Source organism: Enterobacter sp. MGH 24 (assembly GCF_000493015.1).
In the GTDB taxonomy this organism is placed as follows: Bacteria; Pseudomonadota; Gammaproteobacteria; order Enterobacterales; family Enterobacteriaceae; genus Enterobacter.
In genome coordinates, this window is sequence record NZ_KI535657.1 from 1,098,074 (window position 1) to 1,115,494 (window position 17,421).

At 58.3% G+C, this 17,421-nt stretch carries 16 protein-coding genes; 5 read left to right on the top strand and 11 right to left on the bottom strand.

What is annotated here, in order from left to right; translation table 11 throughout:
* Positions 1-6: 6 nt before the first annotated feature.
* From glgX to asd, 3 genes are all read right to left on the bottom strand, one after another.
* The gene (gene glgX / locus L370_RS16535) at positions 7-1,980 is read right to left on the bottom strand and encodes a glycogen debranching protein GlgX (RefSeq protein WP_023333725.1); all 1,974 of its coding nucleotides are present in this window, start codon (positions 1,978-1,980) and stop codon (positions 7-9) included.
* Positions 1,977-4,163, bottom strand: a complete 2,187-nt coding sequence (glgB, locus tag L370_RS16530; protein ID WP_032666679.1) for a 1,4-alpha-glucan branching enzyme — start codon at positions 4,161-4,163, stop codon at positions 1,977-1,979. Before glgB ends, glgX begins: the two co-directional genes overlap by 4 nt.
* A gap of 249 nt (positions 4,164-4,412) precedes the next feature.
* Positions 4,413-5,516, bottom strand: coding sequence for an aspartate-semialdehyde dehydrogenase (asd, locus tag L370_RS16525; protein WP_023333727.1), 1,104 nt, complete (start codon positions 5,514-5,516; stop codon positions 4,413-4,415).
* Positions 5,517-5,693: 177 nt separating this feature from the next.
* Between asd and yhgN the strand changes: the two genes are divergently transcribed.
* A complete protein-coding gene (yhgN, locus tag L370_RS16520) occupies positions 5,694-6,287 on the top strand; it encodes an NAAT family transporter YhgN (RefSeq protein ID WP_003861574.1) in 594 nt (197 codons plus the stop codon).
* A gap of 104 nt (positions 6,288-6,391) precedes the next feature.
* Here the strand turns inward: yhgN and tusA are convergent, their stop codons facing one another.
* Positions 6,392-6,634: a sulfurtransferase TusA gene (gene tusA, locus L370_RS16515; protein ID WP_008503071.1), complete on the bottom strand. Its 243-nt coding sequence runs from the start codon at positions 6,632-6,634 to the stop codon at positions 6,392-6,394.
* Between the two features lie 167 nt (positions 6,635-6,801).
* On the opposite strand from tusA, the gene L370_RS16510 reads away from it, so the two are divergent.
* Together L370_RS16510 and L370_RS16505 are read left to right on the top strand one after the other, a co-directional pair.
* A complete protein-coding gene (locus L370_RS16510) occupies positions 6,802-7,467 on the top strand; it encodes a 7-cyano-7-deazaguanine/7-aminomethyl-7-deazaguanine transporter (protein ID WP_023333728.1) in 666 nt (221 codons plus the stop codon).
* Positions 7,468-7,539: 72 nt separating this feature from the next.
* Positions 7,540-8,097 carry a DcrB family lipoprotein gene (locus L370_RS16505; RefSeq protein ID WP_023309515.1) on the top strand — a complete coding sequence of 186 codons (558 nt, stop codon included), beginning with the start codon at positions 7,540-7,542 and terminating at the stop codon, positions 8,095-8,097.
* A gap of 4 nt (positions 8,098-8,101) precedes the next feature.
* Here the strand turns inward: L370_RS16505 and L370_RS16500 are convergent, their stop codons facing one another.
* Positions 8,102-9,319, bottom strand: coding sequence for an MFS transporter (locus L370_RS16500; protein WP_023333729.1), 1,218 nt, complete (start codon positions 9,317-9,319; stop codon positions 8,102-8,104).
* A 145-nt stretch (positions 9,320-9,464) separates the two neighbouring features.
* Between L370_RS16500 and L370_RS16495 the strand changes: the two genes are divergently transcribed.
* Together L370_RS16495 and acpT are read left to right on the top strand one after the other, a co-directional pair.
* A complete protein-coding gene (locus L370_RS16495) occupies positions 9,465-10,514 on the top strand; it encodes an AI-2E family transporter (RefSeq protein ID WP_023333730.1) in 1,050 nt (349 codons plus the stop codon).
* Positions 10,515-10,618: 104 nt separating this feature from the next.
* Positions 10,619-11,239 (top strand): 4'-phosphopantetheinyl transferase AcpT, encoded by a 621-nt coding sequence (gene acpT / locus L370_RS16490; protein WP_023333731.1) that lies wholly within the window; start codon positions 10,619-10,621, stop codon positions 11,237-11,239.
* On the opposite strand, the gene arnF is transcribed toward acpT, so the two are convergent.
* The 6 genes from arnF to arnC are packed head-to-tail and all read right to left on the bottom strand — an operon-like array spanning position 11,196 to position 17,421.
* Entirely contained in the window at positions 11,196-11,576 is a 381-nt protein-coding gene (gene arnF, locus L370_RS16485; protein WP_023333732.1) for a 4-amino-4-deoxy-L-arabinose-phosphoundecaprenol flippase subunit ArnF, read from the bottom strand. The two genes, acpT and arnF, sit on opposite strands and share 44 nt — an antisense overlap.
* Positions 11,573-11,908: a 4-amino-4-deoxy-L-arabinose-phosphoundecaprenol flippase subunit ArnE gene (gene arnE / locus L370_RS16480; RefSeq protein WP_023333733.1), complete on the bottom strand. Its 336-nt coding sequence runs from the start codon at positions 11,906-11,908 to the stop codon at positions 11,573-11,575. The genes arnF and arnE overlap by 4 nt, the downstream gene beginning before the upstream one ends.
* A complete protein-coding gene (gene arnT / locus L370_RS16475) occupies positions 11,908-13,563 on the bottom strand; it encodes a lipid IV(A) 4-amino-4-deoxy-L-arabinosyltransferase (RefSeq protein WP_023333734.1) in 1,656 nt (551 codons plus the stop codon). Before arnT ends, arnE begins: the two co-directional genes overlap by 1 nt.
* Positions 13,560-14,462, bottom strand: coding sequence for a 4-deoxy-4-formamido-L-arabinose-phosphoundecaprenol deformylase (gene arnD / locus L370_RS16470; RefSeq protein ID WP_023333735.1), 903 nt, complete (start codon positions 14,460-14,462; stop codon positions 13,560-13,562). The genes arnT and arnD overlap by 4 nt, the downstream gene beginning before the upstream one ends.
* Positions 14,459-16,441, bottom strand: coding sequence for a bifunctional UDP-4-amino-4-deoxy-L-arabinose formyltransferase/UDP-glucuronic acid oxidase ArnA (gene arnA / locus L370_RS16465; protein WP_023333736.1), 1,983 nt, complete (start codon positions 16,439-16,441; stop codon positions 14,459-14,461). The genes arnD and arnA overlap by 4 nt, the downstream gene beginning before the upstream one ends.
* Positions 16,438-17,421 carry an undecaprenyl-phosphate 4-deoxy-4-formamido-L-arabinose transferase gene (gene arnC, locus L370_RS16460; protein ID WP_023333737.1) on the bottom strand — a complete coding sequence of 328 codons (984 nt, stop codon included), beginning with the start codon at positions 17,419-17,421 and terminating at the stop codon, positions 16,438-16,440. Before arnC ends, arnA begins: the two co-directional genes overlap by 4 nt.

Below are 17,421 nucleotides of genomic sequence, written 5' to 3' on the forward strand. Positions count from 1 at the left end.
TTTTTATCATCTTTGGAATACGCACACTCCGTGCGCAGGCCCGTGCCAGACAGCCATTACTACCGGATTATCCGCTCCGGCAAAGGGGGGAACAGCTCGCCATTCCCCTTCAGGTAAAACAATCTCTGCGACGTCATCCGTCGCGTTCAGCGTAACCAGCCATTTATCCGAGAGCAGGATTTGCAGGCGTGGTACGCCGTGTTGCCACTCTTGCGCGCTTAACGGTTGCGCGTCTTTATTCAGCCAGCGGACGTTGCCGTCACCCTCTTCCCACCAGCTGTTGGCGGTCAGCGCGGGGATCTGCTGGCGAAGATGGATCAGCGCAGCGGTAAAATGAATCAGCCCACTGTTGGCTTCACCCCAGTCGAGCCAGGTTAAGGTGTTATCCTGGCAATACGCATTGTTGTTACCGTGCTGGCTATGGCCGTGCTCATCGCCCGCCAGCAGCATCGGCGTGCCCTGCGACAGTAAAAGCGTTGTCAGCAGCGCATGCACGCTGGCGCGTCGCCGCTCGATAACGTCAAGGCTTCCGCCTAACCCTTCTATACCATGATTAAAGCTATGGTTATTGTTAGTGCCATCGCGATTCTCTTCGCCGTTTGCCTCATTGTGTTTCTGATTGAAACAAACGCAGTCCCTGAGCGTAAAACCGTCATGCGCCGTCAACAGATTAACGGTGGCCGACGGGCGTTTGCCGTCGCGCTTAAAGAGATCGCTGGATGCGGCAAAGCGTCCGGCGAACTCCCCCAGCGACAGATTCCGCTCCAGCCAGAAGCGTCGCGCGGCGTCGCGGTAGTGGTCGTTCCACTCGGCAAACAGCGGCGGGAAATTCCCGACCTGATAACCGCCGTCACCGATGTCCCACGGCTCCGCGATGAGCTTCACCTGCGAGAGCACCGGACAGTTTTTTATCGCCTCAAACAATGGCGCCTGCTGGCTAAACGCCGGCGTGCGCCCCATCACGGGCGCCAGGTCAAAACGAAAACCGTCGACGTGGAACGTTTCCACCCAGTATTTCAGGCATTCATACGCAAAATGCGTGACCGCCGGATGGCTGAGGTTGAGCGTGTTACCGCAGCCGGTCCAGTTCTCATAATCGCCATCCTGCCTGATCCAATAATAGCTACGGTTATCAATTCCGCGCATGGAGAGCGTCGGACCGTCGAGATCGCTTTCTGCGCTGTGGTTCAGCACCACGTCCAGAATGACCTCAATGCCCGCCGCGTGGAGCGCCTTCACCGCATCGCGGAACTCGTCCCGCGCCTTTTCCGGATGGGCGGCATAGCGCGGCTCGAGCGCGAACATCGCCAGCGGGTTATAGCCCCAGTAGTTGCTCAGCCCCAGCCGCTGCAGACGCGGCTCGCTGGCAAAATGGGCGACGGGCAACAGTTCCAGGGCGGTGATGCCGAGGTGTTTCAGGTAGGCGATCATGGTGGGATGCCCGAGCGCCTTATAGGTGCCGCGCATCTCTTTGGGGATCGACGGGTGCAGGTACGTCAGCCCTTTGACGTGAGCTTCATAAATGACGGTATTGCCCCACGGCGTCTGCGGCGGGGCATCGTCTTCCCAGTCATAAAGATCGTTCACCACCACGCTTTTTGGCGCGACGGGCGCACTGTCGCGGTGGTCGGGCTCGCCGTAGCCCACGTGGAAGAGCGGGTCGTCTTTAAACTCGCCGTCCACGCGGTGCGCGCACGGGTCAATCAACAGCTTCGCCGGGTTAAACCAGTGCCCCTGCGCCGGATCCCACGGACCGTGTACGCGAAAGCCATAGTGCATGCCTGGCCGTCCTCCGGCCAGGTAGCCGTGCCAGGTATCCCCCGCGCGCTCGGGTAAATCGTAACGGTGCTCGTTACCTTCCCCATCAAACACGCACAGTTCTACCCGCTCAGCGTGAGCGGAAAAGAGGGTGAAATTGACACCCTTTCCGTCAAAACGCGCGCCGAGCGGTTCGGGTTTACCTGCCGTAAGCTGCGTCATTCGCCCTCCCGCATCAGCCAGATGGTGCCAAGCGGCGGCAGCGTCAGGCTCAGGGAGTTGGGTCGCCCGTGGCTTTCGATGGCATCGCTCTGTACCAGCCCGCCGTTACCGGCGTTGCTGCCGTGGTAGTGCATCGAGTCGGTATTCAGAATTTCGCGCCATTTGCCCGGCTGGTTAATGCCGAAGCGGTAGTGTTCGCGCGGCACCGGCGTGAAGTTGCTGGCGACGATGATCTCGTTACCCGCCTTGTCGCGGCGCACAAAGACAAACACCGAGCGCTCGTGGTCGTCCACCACCAGCCACTCAAAGCCGTACGGATCGAAGTCGAGCTCGTGCAGCGCTTTGTGGTGGCGGTAGGTCAGGTTCAGGTCGCGCACCAGACGCTGCACCCCGTGGTGCCAGTTGTCACCGCCTTCCAGCAGATGCCAGTCGAGGCTGGCGTCGTGGTTCCACTCGCGTCCCTGGGCGAACTCATTGCCCATAAACAGCAGTTTTTTGCCCGGGAAGGCAAACATCCAGCCGTAGTAGGCGCGCAGGTTGGCGAACTTCTGCCACGCGTCGCCCGGCATGCGGTCGAGAATGGATTTTTTGCCGTGCACCACTTCATCGTGGGACAGCGGCAGCATGAAGTTTTCGGTGTAATTGTAGAGCATCCCGAACGTCAGCTTATCGTGATGGTACTTGCGGTGAACCGGATCCAGCTTCATGTAATCGAGCGTGTCGTGCATCCAGCCCAGATTCCACTTATACCAGAACCCCAGGCCGCCTAATGACGGCGGACGGGAGACGCCCGCAAAGTCGGTCGACTCTTCCGCCATGGTCACGGCACCGTCCACCTGCTCGCCGATAATGCGGTTGGTATTGCGCAGGAACTCAATCGCTTCCAGGTTTTCACGGCCGCCAAACTCGTTCGGGATCCACTCGCCCTCTTTACGGCTGTAGTCGCGGTAGATCATCGACGCCACCGCATCGACGCGCAGGGCATCAATACCAAACCGCTCGATCCAGTACAGGGCATTCCCGACCAGGTAGTTTGAGACCTCACGGCGACCATAGTTGTAGATCAGCGTGTTCCAGTCCTGGTGATAGCCTTCGCGCGGGTCGCTGTGCTCGTACAGCTTCGTGCCGTCAAACTCTGCCAGCGCAAAATCATCCGACGGGAAATGGCCCGGCACCCAGTCGAGGATGACGTTCAGCCCGGCGGCGTGCGCGGCATCAATGAAATAGCGGAAGTCATCGCGCGTGCCGAAGCGGCGCGTTGGCGCATACAGCCCGGTGGGCTGATAGCCCCAGCTGCCGTCAAACGGATGCTCGTTGACCGGCAGCAGCTCAAGGTGAGTAAAGCCCATCCATTTGGCATACGGCACCAGCTGGTCGGCAAGCTCCCGGTAGCTCAGCCAAAAGTTGTTATCGGTGTGGCGACGCCAGGATCCAAGGTGTACCTCATAGACGGAGATGGGCGCGTCAAAACGGTTGGCCTGTTTGCGCTCCTCCGTCTGGACGACCTTCTCAGGCAGGCCGCAAATCAGCGACGCGGTATCCGGGCGCATCTGCGCTTCGAAGGCATACGGGTCGGCTTTAATGCGCAGCTTGCCGTTGGCGTCGATCATCTCGAATTTATAAAGCTGCCCGGGGTGCGCGCCGGGGATAAACAGCTCCCAGATGCCGGTTTCCCGGCGCAGGCGCATCGGATGGCGGCGACCGTCCCAGTAGTTGAACTGACCGACAACGGAGACGCGCTGGGCGTTAGGCGCCCACACGGCGAACCGCGTGCCGGTAATGCCGTCCATGGTATCGGCATGGGCACCCAGCGTTTCATAAGGGCGAAGATGCGTTCCTTCGGAGAGCAGCCAGGCATCCATCTCTTTAAGCAGAGGGCCAAAGCTGTAAGGATCGTCAATCAGGTTTTGCTGACCGTGCCAGAGGACGGCGAGCTGATAGCGAAAAGGGTTTTTACGGCGGGGCATTACGCCCGAGAAGAAGCCACGGGAATCGAGGCATTCAAGATTACCGACCTTGCGGCCGGTTTTGGGTTCAATCACCCAGACCTCTGTGGCATCCGGTAACAGTGCCCGAACTTCAAGGCCATCCTCAGTTTGATGCATCCCAAGCACAGAAAAGGGGTCAGCAAAATGACCCGCAATAAGCGCATTAATCACGTCTCTATCCACACGATCGGACATGGTATTCATCCTGTTTTTTATGTCGTCCTTTTTAAGCGCTCCGGGACGACTTTTAATGTGACCTGAACGGGACAGCACAAAAATGTGCATCCATTCTGCTCCGTTCGAACCTCAGGTAAGAAATGACTCTTCCTTAAAGCATAGCCAACGCTCTAGATGACTCCTGATAAAAAATAAGACATACGCGTGTTACTCCATGTAGTACGCAAAAAAAAGGGGTGAAAATCACCCCCTGTAGTTAACAAATTATTACGCCAGCTGGCGCAGCATGCGACGCAGCGGCTCGGCGGCGCCCCACAGGAGCTGGTCGCCAACGGTGAACGCGGAGAGATACTCCGGCCCCATGTTCAGCTTACGCAGACGGCCAACCGGCGTGGTCAGCGTGCCGGTAACGGCAGCCGGGGTCAGCTCGCGCATGGTGATATCGCGATCGTTTGGCACCACTTTCGCCCACGGGTTGTGCGCGGCCAGCAGCTCTTCCACGGTCGGAATAGACACATCTTTTTTCAGTTTAATGGTGAAGGCCTGGCTGTGGCAGCGCAGCGCGCCGATACGCACGCACAGACCGTCAACCGGAATGGTGTTCGCGGTATTGAGGATTTTGTTGGTCTCAGCCTGGCCCTTCCACTCTTCGCGGGTCTGGCCGTTATCCAGCTGTTTGTCGATCCACGGGATCAGGCCACCGGCCAGCGGTACGCCGAAGTTATCCACCGGCAGCTCGCCGCTGCGGGTCAGTTGGGTGACCTTACGCTCGATATCAAGAATCGCGGACGCCGGGTTTGCCAGCTCGGTCGCAACGCTGTGGTGAAGCTGGCCCATCTGGGTCAGCAGCTCGCGCATGTGACGCGCGCCGCCGCCTGACGCGGCCTGGTAGGTCGCCACGGAGACCCACTCCACCAGATCCTGCGCGAACAGGCCGCCGAGGGACATCAGCATCAGGCTGACGGTGCAGTTGCCGCCGACAAAGGTTTTCACGCCGTTGTTCAGGCCGTCGGTGATGACCCCCTGGTTAACCGGGTCGAGAATGATGATGGCATCGTCTTTCATGCGCAGCGAAGAGGCCGCGTCAATCCAGTAGCCTTGCCAGCCGCTTTCACGCAGCTTTGGATAGATTTCGTTGGTATAATCGCCGCCCTGGCACGTCACAATAATGTCGAGTGCCTTCAGCGCTTCCAGATCGTAAGCATCCTGCAACGTGCCTGTGGTACCACCAAAGGACGGAGCAGCCTGGCCGAGCTGGGAAGTGGAGAAGAAGACCGGGCGGATAGCGTCGAAATCGCGCTCTTCAACCATGCGTTGCATGAGTACAGAGCCGACCATACCGCGCCAGCCGATAAAACCAACGTTTTTCATAGCATTTTTTTCCTGCTGAGGGTGTGTGCTGTTTGTGCAAGCCAGTATTGAACTGGGATATGCTTCACATTACAAAATGCTGCCAAAGTCGCAAGCGAAATTAATCGATGATTGCCCGGCAATCAGAAATACAGCTAATTATCATAATAACCATAGAGAAATTCAGGGATAATTTACATGAGTGAAATCATTTCCGCAGCGGTTTTATTGATCCTGATAATGGATCCACTGGGAAACCTGCCGATCTTCATGTCGGTGCTGAAACACACCGAGCCGAAGCGCCGGCGGGCAATCATGATCCGCGAGCTGCTCATCGCCCTGCTGGTGATGTTTATCTTCCTGTTTGCGGGTGAAAAAATTCTCGCGTTCCTGAACCTGCGCGCTGAAACCGTGTCGATTTCCGGCGGGATTATTCTGTTCCTGATTGCCATTAAGATGATTTTCCCGAGCGCGGAAGGCAGCAGCAGCGGCCTGCCTGCGGGTGAAGAGCCGTTTATTGTGCCGCTGGCGATTCCCCTCGTTGCCGGGCCGACCATTCTGGCCACGCTGATGCTGCTGTCGCATCAGTATCCGAATCAGATGAGCCATCTGGTGATTGCCCTGCTGATCGCCTGGGGCGGGACGTTCATTATCCTGCTGCAGTCGTCCCTGTTCCTGCGCCTGTTGGGCGAAAAAGGGGTAAACGCGCTGGAACGCCTGATGGGGCTGATTCTGGTGATGATGGCGACGCAGATGTTCCTGGACGGGATCCGCGCGTGGATGAAAGGCTAGGTAAACGCAAAACGGCAATCAAAGATTGCCGTTTTTAGTGTTTGCTCCCTCTCCCCGTGGGAGAGGGTCGGGGTGAGGGCATCAGGCCGCAGAGGACAGCCCATCTAACCCTTACGAATCAAATACCGGTACGGCAGCGCCTCGGTCTGCTGTGCCACCAGCTCATGCTCCATAAAGGTACAAAAACCGGGAATATCGCGGGTCGTGGCCGGGTCGTCGGCAATAATCAGCAGCGTTTCACCGGTCTGCATGTTGCGCACGGTTTTGCGTACCATCATTACCGGCTCCGGGCAGCGAAGGCCCTGGGCATCAAGGGTGTGGTCTGGGCTGGAAAACAGGTCGGTCATGATCTTCTCGGTCAGATAAAAACGGCTGTAGTTTACGCCCGGTTGCGATCAATGCAAACTAGGTTAACGATTGCGTAAAAACTAACCATTGCAATGTCCTGCCAAAGCAGTATCATGCTGCGGTTTTTATTGGGTTCCCTCACCCCAACGTATAAAAAGGTCACAATATGACGTCGTTTTCTGAATCACAGCGCGTAAAAGCGTTGTTCTGGCTTTCGCTTTTCCATTTGCTGGTGATCACCTCCAGCAACTATCTGGTGCAACTCCCGATCTCCATCTTTGGTTTTCATACCACCTGGGGCGCGTTCAGCTTCCCGTTTATTTTCCTCGCGACCGATTTGACCGTGCGTATCTTTGGCGCACCGCTGGCTCGCCGCATTATTTTTGCCGTCATGCTCCCAGCGCTGTTCATCTCGTACGGGGTTTCCTCTCTGTTTTATATGGGAAGCTGGCAGGGCTTTGAGGCGTTAACTCACTTCAACCTGTTTGTTGCCCGTATCGCCGCGGCAAGCTTTATGGCCTACGCGCTGGGGCAGATCCTCGACGTGCACGTGTTTAACCGCCTGCGTCAGAATCATCGCTGGTGGATGGCCCCCACCGCCTCCACGCTGTTCGGTAACGTGAGCGATACGCTGGCCTTCTTCTTCATCGCCTTCTGGCGCAGCCCGGATGCATTCATGGCCGAACACTGGATGGAAATCGCGCTGGTGGACTACTGCTTCAAGGTCCTCATCAGCATTGTCTTCTTCCTGCCGATGTACGGCGTGCTGCTCAATATGCTGCTGAAAAGGCTGGCAGATAAATCTGAAATCACGGCATTGCAGGCTGGTTAAGGGTTCGCTTTATCAGTTGTGATAAGATGAGCGAATGAGCCGTTATGGCCGTTTATCGAAAGGAAGAAGTCAATGCGCAATCTGGTTAAATATGTCGGGATTGGCCTGCTGGTTGTGGGTCTTGCAGCCTGTGATAACAGCGACACGAAAACGCCTGCTCAGGGCGCATCCGCAGAGAGCAACGCGACCGGCCAGCCGGTGAATCTGATGGATGGCAAACTCAGTTTCTCTCTGCCAGCCGATATGACTGACCAGAGCGGCAAGCTGGGCACCCAGGCGAACAACATGCACGTTTACTCCGACGCAACCGGGCAGAAAGCGGTCATTGTCATTGTGGGCGACGACACCAGCGAAGACCTGGCCGTTCTGTCCAAACGTCTGGAAGATCAGCAGCGCGGCCGCGATCCGCAGCTGCAGGTCGTCACCAATAAATCCATCGAGCTGAAAGGCCACACGCTGCAACAGCTCGACAGCATCATCTCTGCAAAAGGCCAGACCGCCTACTCTTCTGTGGTGCTGGGCAAGGTTGATAACAAACTGCTGACCCTGCAGATCACCCTGCCAGCGGAAGATCAGCAGAAAGCGCAGACGGCTGCTGAAAACATCATTAACACCATCGTGATCCAGTAACGCTTCACGACGATGACGTGGCTTCCGGTGCCTGCACCGGGGGCCATTTTTTTAGCCGCCACGTCAGCAGCAGCGCAATCACCACCAGACCCGCTGCGGCAAGATAGATCACCGGAACACCTGCCCAGGCCATCACCAGCCCCGCCAGCGGGCCGGTAATGCCTAAAGACATATCCATAAATACCGTATAGGTCGCCAGCGCCGCCCCCTGATTCTGCTGCGGCACGGCTTTCACCGCCACCACGCCCAGCGCCGGGAAGACCAGGGAAAAGCCTGCCCCCGCGAGGAACACGCCCACTTTGGCGACCCAGGGCACCATCGCTATTCCGGTCAGCAGCAGCCCAACAATCTCTATCGCAAAGCAGATCGTTGCCACATTCAGCCCGCCCAGACGGTTGATGCCGTTAGGGAAAAGCAGGCGGGCACCAACAAACGCACAGCTGAACAGGGTTAATGCAAAGGCAGCGCCGTCCCAGCCTTTGGCGTCGTAGAACAGCGTAATGAAGGTCGCTATCACGCCGAAGCCGGTGGTCGCCAGCGCCAGGGCCATGCCGTACGGCCAGACGCGCCCCAGCACCGCCCGAAACGGCAGAGGCTTGCCTTTGCTGGCCTTCACCTTCGGGCGCGGCAGCGCAAAGAGGATCGCCAGCAGCGCGACCGCCATAATGGTGATGGCCAGCCCATATAACCCGCCAAGCGCATAGCAGGCCACGCCGAGCGGCGCACCGAGCGCCATCGCACCGTAGGTGACAATCCCGTTCCAGGAGATCACCCGGCCAATGTGCGGCGCGCCAACCACCCCCACGCCCCACAGCGTCGAGCCGGTTCCCGCCAGACTTTGCCCGATGCCCAGAATGACGCGGCCCAGGCAGAGCAGCGCCAGGCTGACCAGCGGCCAGTGGCTGGTTGCGGCAGCCAGCAGATAGCTCAGGCCACTGAGGAAACAGCCGCACAGCCCCACCACCACGATGCTTTTGGGACCGAACGTGTCCGCGTAGCGCCCGGCATGCGGGCGGCTGAGGAGCGTGGCGAAATATTGCAGGCTAATCACCAGCCCCGCCCAGAAGGCGCTGAAGCCCATCACGTCATGGACATAGCCCGGCAGGACCGCCAGCGGCAGGCCAATGGTCAGATAGCTGGCAAAGTTGAAAATCACAACGGAAACGATGCGCAGATTGAGGCGCAGTCCGCTCAGTGCCGGTTCAGCGGCAGGTTCGGGCATGGGGTTCTACCTGGGTTTTTCACAACAGTGTTTCACTATTACCACGGCGCAATAAGAAAATCAGCCCCGACTTTCAGATTAACGGTGCCAGACGAAGCGGAGCCCGGGCACTACACTTACCGGGTCATCACATTAAGGAACACGCATGATCGCTAACCCGTCCGACAAAGCAGGACTCCACATCTTATTAAAACTCGCCTGTCTGGTGGTTATCCTTGCGGGTATCCATGCTGCCGCCGACATTATTGTCCAGCTCCTGCTGGCGCTCTTTTTTGCCATTGTGCTTAATCCTCTGGTCACCTGGTTTCTCCGCCGGGGCGTTAGCCGCCCGGTCGCTATCACCATCGTCGTCATCGTGATGATGATTGCCCTGACGGCGCTCGTCGGCGTGCTGGCGGCCTCGCTGAGCGAATTCTCCACCATGCTGCCGCAGTACAACAAAGAGCTGACGCGTAAGATTGTGGCGCTGCAGGAGATGGTGCCCTTCCTTAATCTGCATATCTCACCCGAACGGATGCTGCGCAGGATGGATTCCGAGAAAGTCATGACCTACGCCACCACCCTGATGACGGGGCTTTCCGGCGCGATGGCCAGCATTCTGCTGCTGGTCATGACGGTGGTATTTATGCTGTTCGAAGTGCGCCACGTTCCCTATAAGCTGCGCTTTGCGTTAAATAATCCCCAAATTCACATTGCCGGCTTACACCGGGCACTGAAGGGCGTCTCTAAATATCTGGCGCTGAAAACGCTCCTGAGCGTATGGACCGGGATCATTGTCTGGCTGGGGCTGATGCTGATGGACGTGCAGTTCGCGCTGATGTGGGGCGTACTGGCCTTTCTGCTGAACTACGTGCCCAATATTGGCGCGGTGCTTTCCGCCGTGCCGCCGATGATTCAGGCGTTTCTGTTTAACGGCTTCTACGAATGCATGCTGGTCGGCGCGCTGTTCCTCGTCGTGCATATGGTGCTGGGCAATATTCTTGAGCCGCGCATGATGGGGCACCGGCTGGGCATGTCGACGCTGGTGGTGTTTTTATCCTTACTGATTTGGGGATGGCTGCTGGGCCCGGTCGGCATGCTGCTGTCGGTCCCCCTGACCAGCGTATGTAAAATCTGGATGGAAACCACCAAAGGTGGCAGCAAGCTGGCAATCCTGCTCGGGCCGGGGAGGCCGAAAAGCCGGTTGCCTGGGTAAGCATTCTCGTATGGTTAGCCATTACCGGGGACAATAGATTATAGTAATGGTTTCACCGCGAAACTTTGCGACTCTCTCTGTTTTGACTGAAGGCCAGACGTTATATGTACCAGGTTTTTCTGGGAAAAATCTCCTCGCTGAGCACCAATCGCTGGGCAGAGGCACTCTCCCGACACGCGCCCGAAGGCACCCAGCGCGCGCGCTGGCTGGCGGGACGCGGGTTGCTTTCGCGTCTGCTGGCGCCGAAGTCACTCCCGGAGATTATCCACAACGAACAGGGGAAACCCCTTTTTGCCGGCGACTATCCGCTGTGGTTCAGCCTTAGCCACTCGGATGATGACATTGCGTTAATTATCAGTGACGAAGGTAACGTGGGTTGTTCACTGGAACGTATTCGCCCCCAGGATAACTGGCACACGCTCGCCAATGCCGTCTTCAGCAGCGCCGAGCATGAAGAGCTGGAAAAGGAAACGCCAGAGAGCCAGCTTAGCGCATTCTGGCGCATCTGGACGCGGAAGGAAGCGATCGTTAAACAGAGCGGCGGTCACGCCTGGCAAATGGTTAGCATTGACAGTACTGCCCGCGCATTTCACTCAGTAAGCCACTGCCGGATAGACTCGCTGAGTCTTGCGGTCTGTACCGAGACGCCCTTTGAGCTCAGGGCTGGGTTGATCCATTCCGCTAACGACGTGCTGGCCGAAAAATCGTCAACACCCCCAGAATAATAAACCCGACGCCCACCAGTCCGTGCCAGGAAAAACGCTCCTCCCAGCCCGGCAGCAGGATCGCGGCACCCCACACCAGAATATAGCTGAGGCTCAGCAAGGCATAGGCTTTGCTGAGCGCCATACGATGCAGCGCCAGATACCAGCAGCCCATAGAGGCCACGTACCCCATCAACCCCAGCATCAGGGCACCGGTGCCGGACGAGAAGTGCCACAGCGCGGAAACAAACACCATGGCCTCACTGACCGGTGGCAATGCCTGCATGGCCTCGCGCAGCAACAGCTGCGCCGCGCTGACTAACAGCACGCTGCATAATGCCCAGAACGCCCCTTTCACAGGCTTCCTCCCAGCACAATAATCCCAATGATGATGAACCCCACGCCCAGCCAGTGATGCGCAGCAACGTGCTCACGCCAGAATGCCTTCGCAGCCAGCGTCACCCAGACAAAATTGAGGCTCAGCATAGGGTAGGCAATGCCAACGGGCAGCCGTTGCAGCACCACCAGCCAGACCAGCATCCCACTCCCCAGCGCCAGCAGTGCCAAACCCAGCCACAGTGCGATATGCACCCCACGCCGCCCGGCTTTCGCCGGACGGGTAGCTTGTTTCTGACACAGCTGCCCCGCGCAGCTGAGCAAGCTTGCCAGTATCAACCAGATCCAGGTCATCACTTCGGCAGATACTGCAGGTAGGCCAGACGGCCCTGGATATACAGGCTGTCCGGTTTCGGCAGATTCGCACGCGCGATTTCATCGTGTTTTGACAGAAGAATCACCAGCGATACGCGCCCCTGCTGACGATGCTCCGACAACCACTGCGCGAAGTCATCTTTATCAACATAACGATCTTTCGCATCGGGATAATCCAGCCCGTAGCGCAGTTCGCCGCTTTGATCGAACATCGTGATGTCATTGCGCTTCAGCTCCCAGGCCAGGCCAGCGGCCACGCCCACGTTATTGGCCAATACGAATCGGCTGTCCTGAAGCGGCTCGCGCACAGTATCCACCAGCGACTGCGGCTGTTTGGAATCCACCACCAGATTAGGAATGGCAAAACCAATCAGCAGCGCCAGCCCTGCTGGGCACAGTGCCGCCAGCCACCAGCGCTGCTGGCTCTGTCTGAACGTAAACCAGCCTACCGCCGCCCAGATGAGGAACGCCACCACCGCACAGAAGACTTTATACAGTTCGACCGACGTCCAGACCGGATGCTTAGACAGCCCCCACGGCGAGACCACCAGCGCCGCTATCACGCCGATGACGCCAAACGCCAGGTTAATTCCGCCGTTAATGCGTAACGCTCTGGCACCTTTTTCCGCCGCGAGGCAGGCATAGCGCGCCATCAGGATAGCCAGCGGGGCAAAGCACGGCAGGATATAGGTCGGCAGCTTGCCTTTGGCGATGCTGAAGAACAGCAGCGGCATCACCACCCAGCCCAGCAGATAGAACCCGCCACCGGCGTTTTGCCTGTCATTCCAGCCGAGACGAAACGCGCCGGGCAGCAGCGCCAGCCACGGCAGGCTGCCCGCAATCAGGAACGGCAGGTAGTACCAGAACGGGGCCTTGTGCTGCGCGTCGCTCTGGGCAAAACGCTGAATATGCTCAACCCAGAAGAAGTAACGCCAGAAATCAGGCTCACGGTGCGCAATGGCCAGCGCCCACGGCAGAACAATCAGCACGCAGCTCAGGATCGCGAGCCAGCCAAAAATCAGCACCTCTTTCCAGCGCTTCTGGGCAATTACCCACGGCAGGACGCCAATCACCGGTACCGCCAGCGCCAGGAAGCCTTTGGTCATCACCCCCATCCCGCAGGCCAGCCCAAGCAGCACATAGCCACCCGCTTTTCCGGCAACGGTTTGGGCCTGCGACGCCAGCCAGAAGCTGCACATCGCCGCCACCAGCCACAGGGTGATGATAGGATCCAGCACCGCATACGTGCCGATGCCATATACCAGGAACAGAGTCAGGAAGATAAGGCCGGAGAAAATGGCCGTCCGCTTATCCCGCCAGAGACGCCAGGCCATCCAGATCACCAGCAGCGCCGTTAACCCGGTAGAGAATATGGATCCGGCGCGCACGGCAAGGTTCGTATGCCCAAACAGCAATTGTCCGATACTGTTGATCCAGTAGCCGGCAATCGGTTTTTCAAAGTAACGCAGCCCCAGAAAATGCGGGACAACCCAGTCTCCGGATGCCAGCATTTCGCGGCTGATTTCCGCATAGCGCGTTTCATCGGGCTGCCAAAGCAGGCGGATATCGACCGGAATGAGGTAGTAAACGATAAACAGTGCGAGAAGCGCTAAGCCATAACGGGCTGTTTTCATGGGGCCGGACTCACGGTTTGTTGATAGCCAAGCCAGCCTTCCCGGCCAGCCAGTTCATTACGTACGACTTTGCCCACAGGCAGGGTGCTGAGGTCGTCCGGCAGCAGCTCGCTCAACGGGCAAAATTCAATGCCCTCCTGAGCGGCCATCGTCAGCAGTTCGTCGAAATCATGCTGATACGCAATCCCTTCCACTTCGGCATGGATGGTATACACCGGCGTACCGGCGTCACGATGGATGCGGTCCAGAATGTAACGATTGAACTCATCGGCCTTCACCTCGCGCCCGACCACCTCATCCCAGGTGGGAAGCGTGACCGGAATTTGCACCGTACCGTAGCGATTTTCGCCTAACAGCGGCAAAAATGGCCCGGTTCCGCGGCAATCGCTGTTGTAGCGAAACGCGAAGGCTTCTTTGGCTTTCACGACGCGCTGATCCGCACGCCATCCCGCCACGGCGGAGCAGCGCACGGGCTGACCGGTAATGGCCTCCAGCTCCAGCATCCCACGCTCGACCTCACGGGCCAGGCGCGGGATGTCCCAGACGCCGGCCCAGGCTTGCCAGGCATGGTGATCCCAGGCGTGCAGGCCGACCTCATGTAGCCGGGCCGCCTCGCAGATAACGGCTTCATTACCCGCGCCGATGCGTCTGCCTGGCCAGGCGGTGCCGGCCAGCAAAATATCCCAGCCGTAGAGGGATGCCGCGCGCGAGCGCAGCATTTTGAATAGAAATGCCGGTTTAACCAGACGCCATAAATGGCGTCCCATGTTGTCAGGCCCGACGCTGAAGAAAATGCTGGAACGCACACCGTGCTTGCTCAGCAGTTCCAGCAGTTTGGGTACGCCGTCACGCGTTCCCCTGAAGGTATCGACATCAATGCGTAAACCGACTTTTCTCATGAGGCCTGATCCGAGAGCTCCACGGTGCGCAGGAAGAAATCGAGCGTTTCGTCAATGGTCTGCTCCATCTTCACCGTCGGCGTCCAGTTGAGGCAGCGCTTCGCGTTGCGGATGCTTGGCTTACGGTGCTCAACGTCCTGATACCCTTTGCCGTAGTAGCTGCTGCTTTCCACTTCGCGGAAACCGGCAAACGGCGGGAACTTATCGCGCAGCGGATGGCGCTCAAAGCTGGCCAGCAGCATCTCTGCCAGCTCGCGAATGCTCGCTTCGTTGTCCGGGTTACCGATGTTGATGATCTCACCGTTGCAGCGGTTATCTTTGTTTTCGATGATGCGGAACAGCGCTTCGATACCGTCGCTGATATCCGTAAAGCAGCGCTTCTGTTTCCCGCCTTCGATAAGCTTAATTGGCGAGCCTTCGACCAGGTTCAGGATCAGCTGGGTGATCGCACGGGAGCTGCCGATACGCGCCGCGTTCAGGTTATCCAGACGCGGCCCCATCCAGTTGAACGGACGGAACAGGGTAAAGCGCAGACCTTCTTTCTCACCGTAGGCCCAAATCACGCGGTCCAGCAGCTGTTTGGAGACGGAGTAAATCCAGCGCTGTTTGTTGATCGGCCCGACCACCAGGTTGGAGGTGTCTTCATCGAAGTTCTTATCGGTGCACATGCCGTACACTTCAGACGTGGACGGGAAGATGATGCGCTTGTCGTATTTCACGCAGTCGCGGATGATCTTCAGGTTCTCTTCGAAGTCCAGCTCGAACACGCGAAGCGGGTTACGGGTGTACTCGATTGGCGTGGCAATGGCGACCAGCGGCAGCACCACGTCGCATTTTTTAATGTGGTATTCGATCCACTCGGAATGGATGCTGATATCCCCTTCCACGAAGTGGAAACGCGGGTTGTCGAGGAAACGGCTGATCGCATCAGAGCCAATATCCAGACCGTAGATTTCGTAGTTATCGTCTTTGAGCAGACGTTCAGTCAGGTGGTTACCGATAAAGCCGTTCACGCCGAGGATCAGCACGCGGGTACGGCGTTTGATGGCGACAACCGGTGCGCTGGTGATGAGCGCCCCGGCCACCAGACCCAGAGACTGTGCCAGCTGCGTGCCCTGAACGTACAGGCCGTTGTCGGTTTGTCCGGTGACGATCTCCAGCGCCTGCTCGCCGCAGGTCACAATCAGCGGGGAGACAGAAACGACGGTGCCCGGTTTAGCGGCAGGGATGTCGTCACGCACGCGGGATTTCCAGACGATAAATTTGCTTACGCCAGCAAAGCTGTACGCGCCCGGCCACGGGTCGGTCACGGCGCGCACCAGGTTGTGCAGCTGGCGGGCGGGTTTATTCCAGTCCAGACGACCATCTTCCGGCGTGCGGCGGCCAAAGCTGCTTGCCTTGCTCTCATCCTGCGCGGTCTCGCTGAAGGTACCGTTGAGGATGGCGGGAAGGGCATCACGCAGCAGCGTCTGCGCCGTCGCATTCAGCTTTTGATGCAGCTGCAGCGCCGTTTCGTCCGCGTCAATAGCGACCTTCTGCTGTGCCACGATAGCGCCCGCGTCCGCGCGGCGCACCATGCGGTGCAGCGTCACGCCCGTTTCCGTTTCACCGTTTACCAGCACCCAGTTCAGCGGAGCGCGGCCACGGTAGGCAGGCAGCAGAGAGCCGTGAAGATTAAAGGCACCTTTTGCGGCCAGACCTAAGATTTCGTCGGAGAGCAGGTTGCGATAGTAGAACGAGAAGATCGCGTCAGGCGCGAGCGCGCGGATGCGATCCACCCACAGCGGATGGTTTACGTCGTCCGGTGCATAAACCGGGATCCCGCGCTCGGCGGCGATACGCGCCACGGAGCCAAAAAAGTTATTCTCTCCGGCCGTGTCCGGATGGGTAAAGATTGCCGCAATGTCATAGCCCGCTTCCAGCAGGGCCAGCGTGCCCGTGCACCCCATATCGTGATAGGCAAATACAACAGCTTTCATGGGTGAATTTCCTCTTGAGATGCTTTGTGTTCCTGACGGACAACACGTTGAATAAAGTAGCGCGGACGCGCGCGAACATCGTTATAGATACGGCCAATGTATTCACCGAGAAGGCCCATCCCGACAAACTGGGCGCCGATGAACATAAACAGCACGGCAAAGAGCATGAAGACCCCTTCCGCCGCCCACTGCGGGCCAAAGACCAGTCGCAGCACCACCAGCAGAACGGACAGCGCGAACCCGGCCACGGCGATGATGCTGCCGAACACGCTCAGCAGACGCAGCGGCGTGGTGGTCAGGCAGGTGATGAGGTCATACATCAGGTTGATGAGACGCATAAAGCTGTACTTCGACTCCCCGTGCTCGCGCTCGGCGTGCAGAACCGGAATTTCCGTTGCCTTACGGGCAAAGGTGTTGGCGAGGATCGGAATAAACGTGCTGCGCTCATGGCAATGCAGCATGGCGTCGACAATATGGCGGCGGTAGGCGCGCAGCATGCAGCCGTAATCGCCCATCGCTTTACCGGTCGTACGCTGGATAAGACGGTTGATGGTACGTGAGGCCAGCTTGCGGAACAGGCTGTCCTGTCGGTTCTGACGTACCGTGCCAACCACGTCATAGCCTTCATCGGCTTTGGCGACCAGACGCGGGATCTCTTCCGGTGGGTTTTGCAGGTCAGCGTCCAGGGTGATGATCAGATCGCCCGTGACGTGGCTAAACCCCGCCATAATCGCCGAGTGCTGGCCGTAGTTGCGGTTGAGCAGCACGGCAACAATGTGGCTGCCTTCAGCCTGCGCGGCCTCGGTCAGCATTAGCGCGGAATTATCGCTACTGCCGTCATCCACCAGCAGAATTTCGTAAGCCTTGCCCATCGTGTCGCAGGCGGCCGTTGTACGGCGGATCAGTTCGGGCAGGCTCTCCTGCTCGTTATAAACCGGGATTACCACGGAAACTTTTTGTACTGGCGGTGCACTGAACAT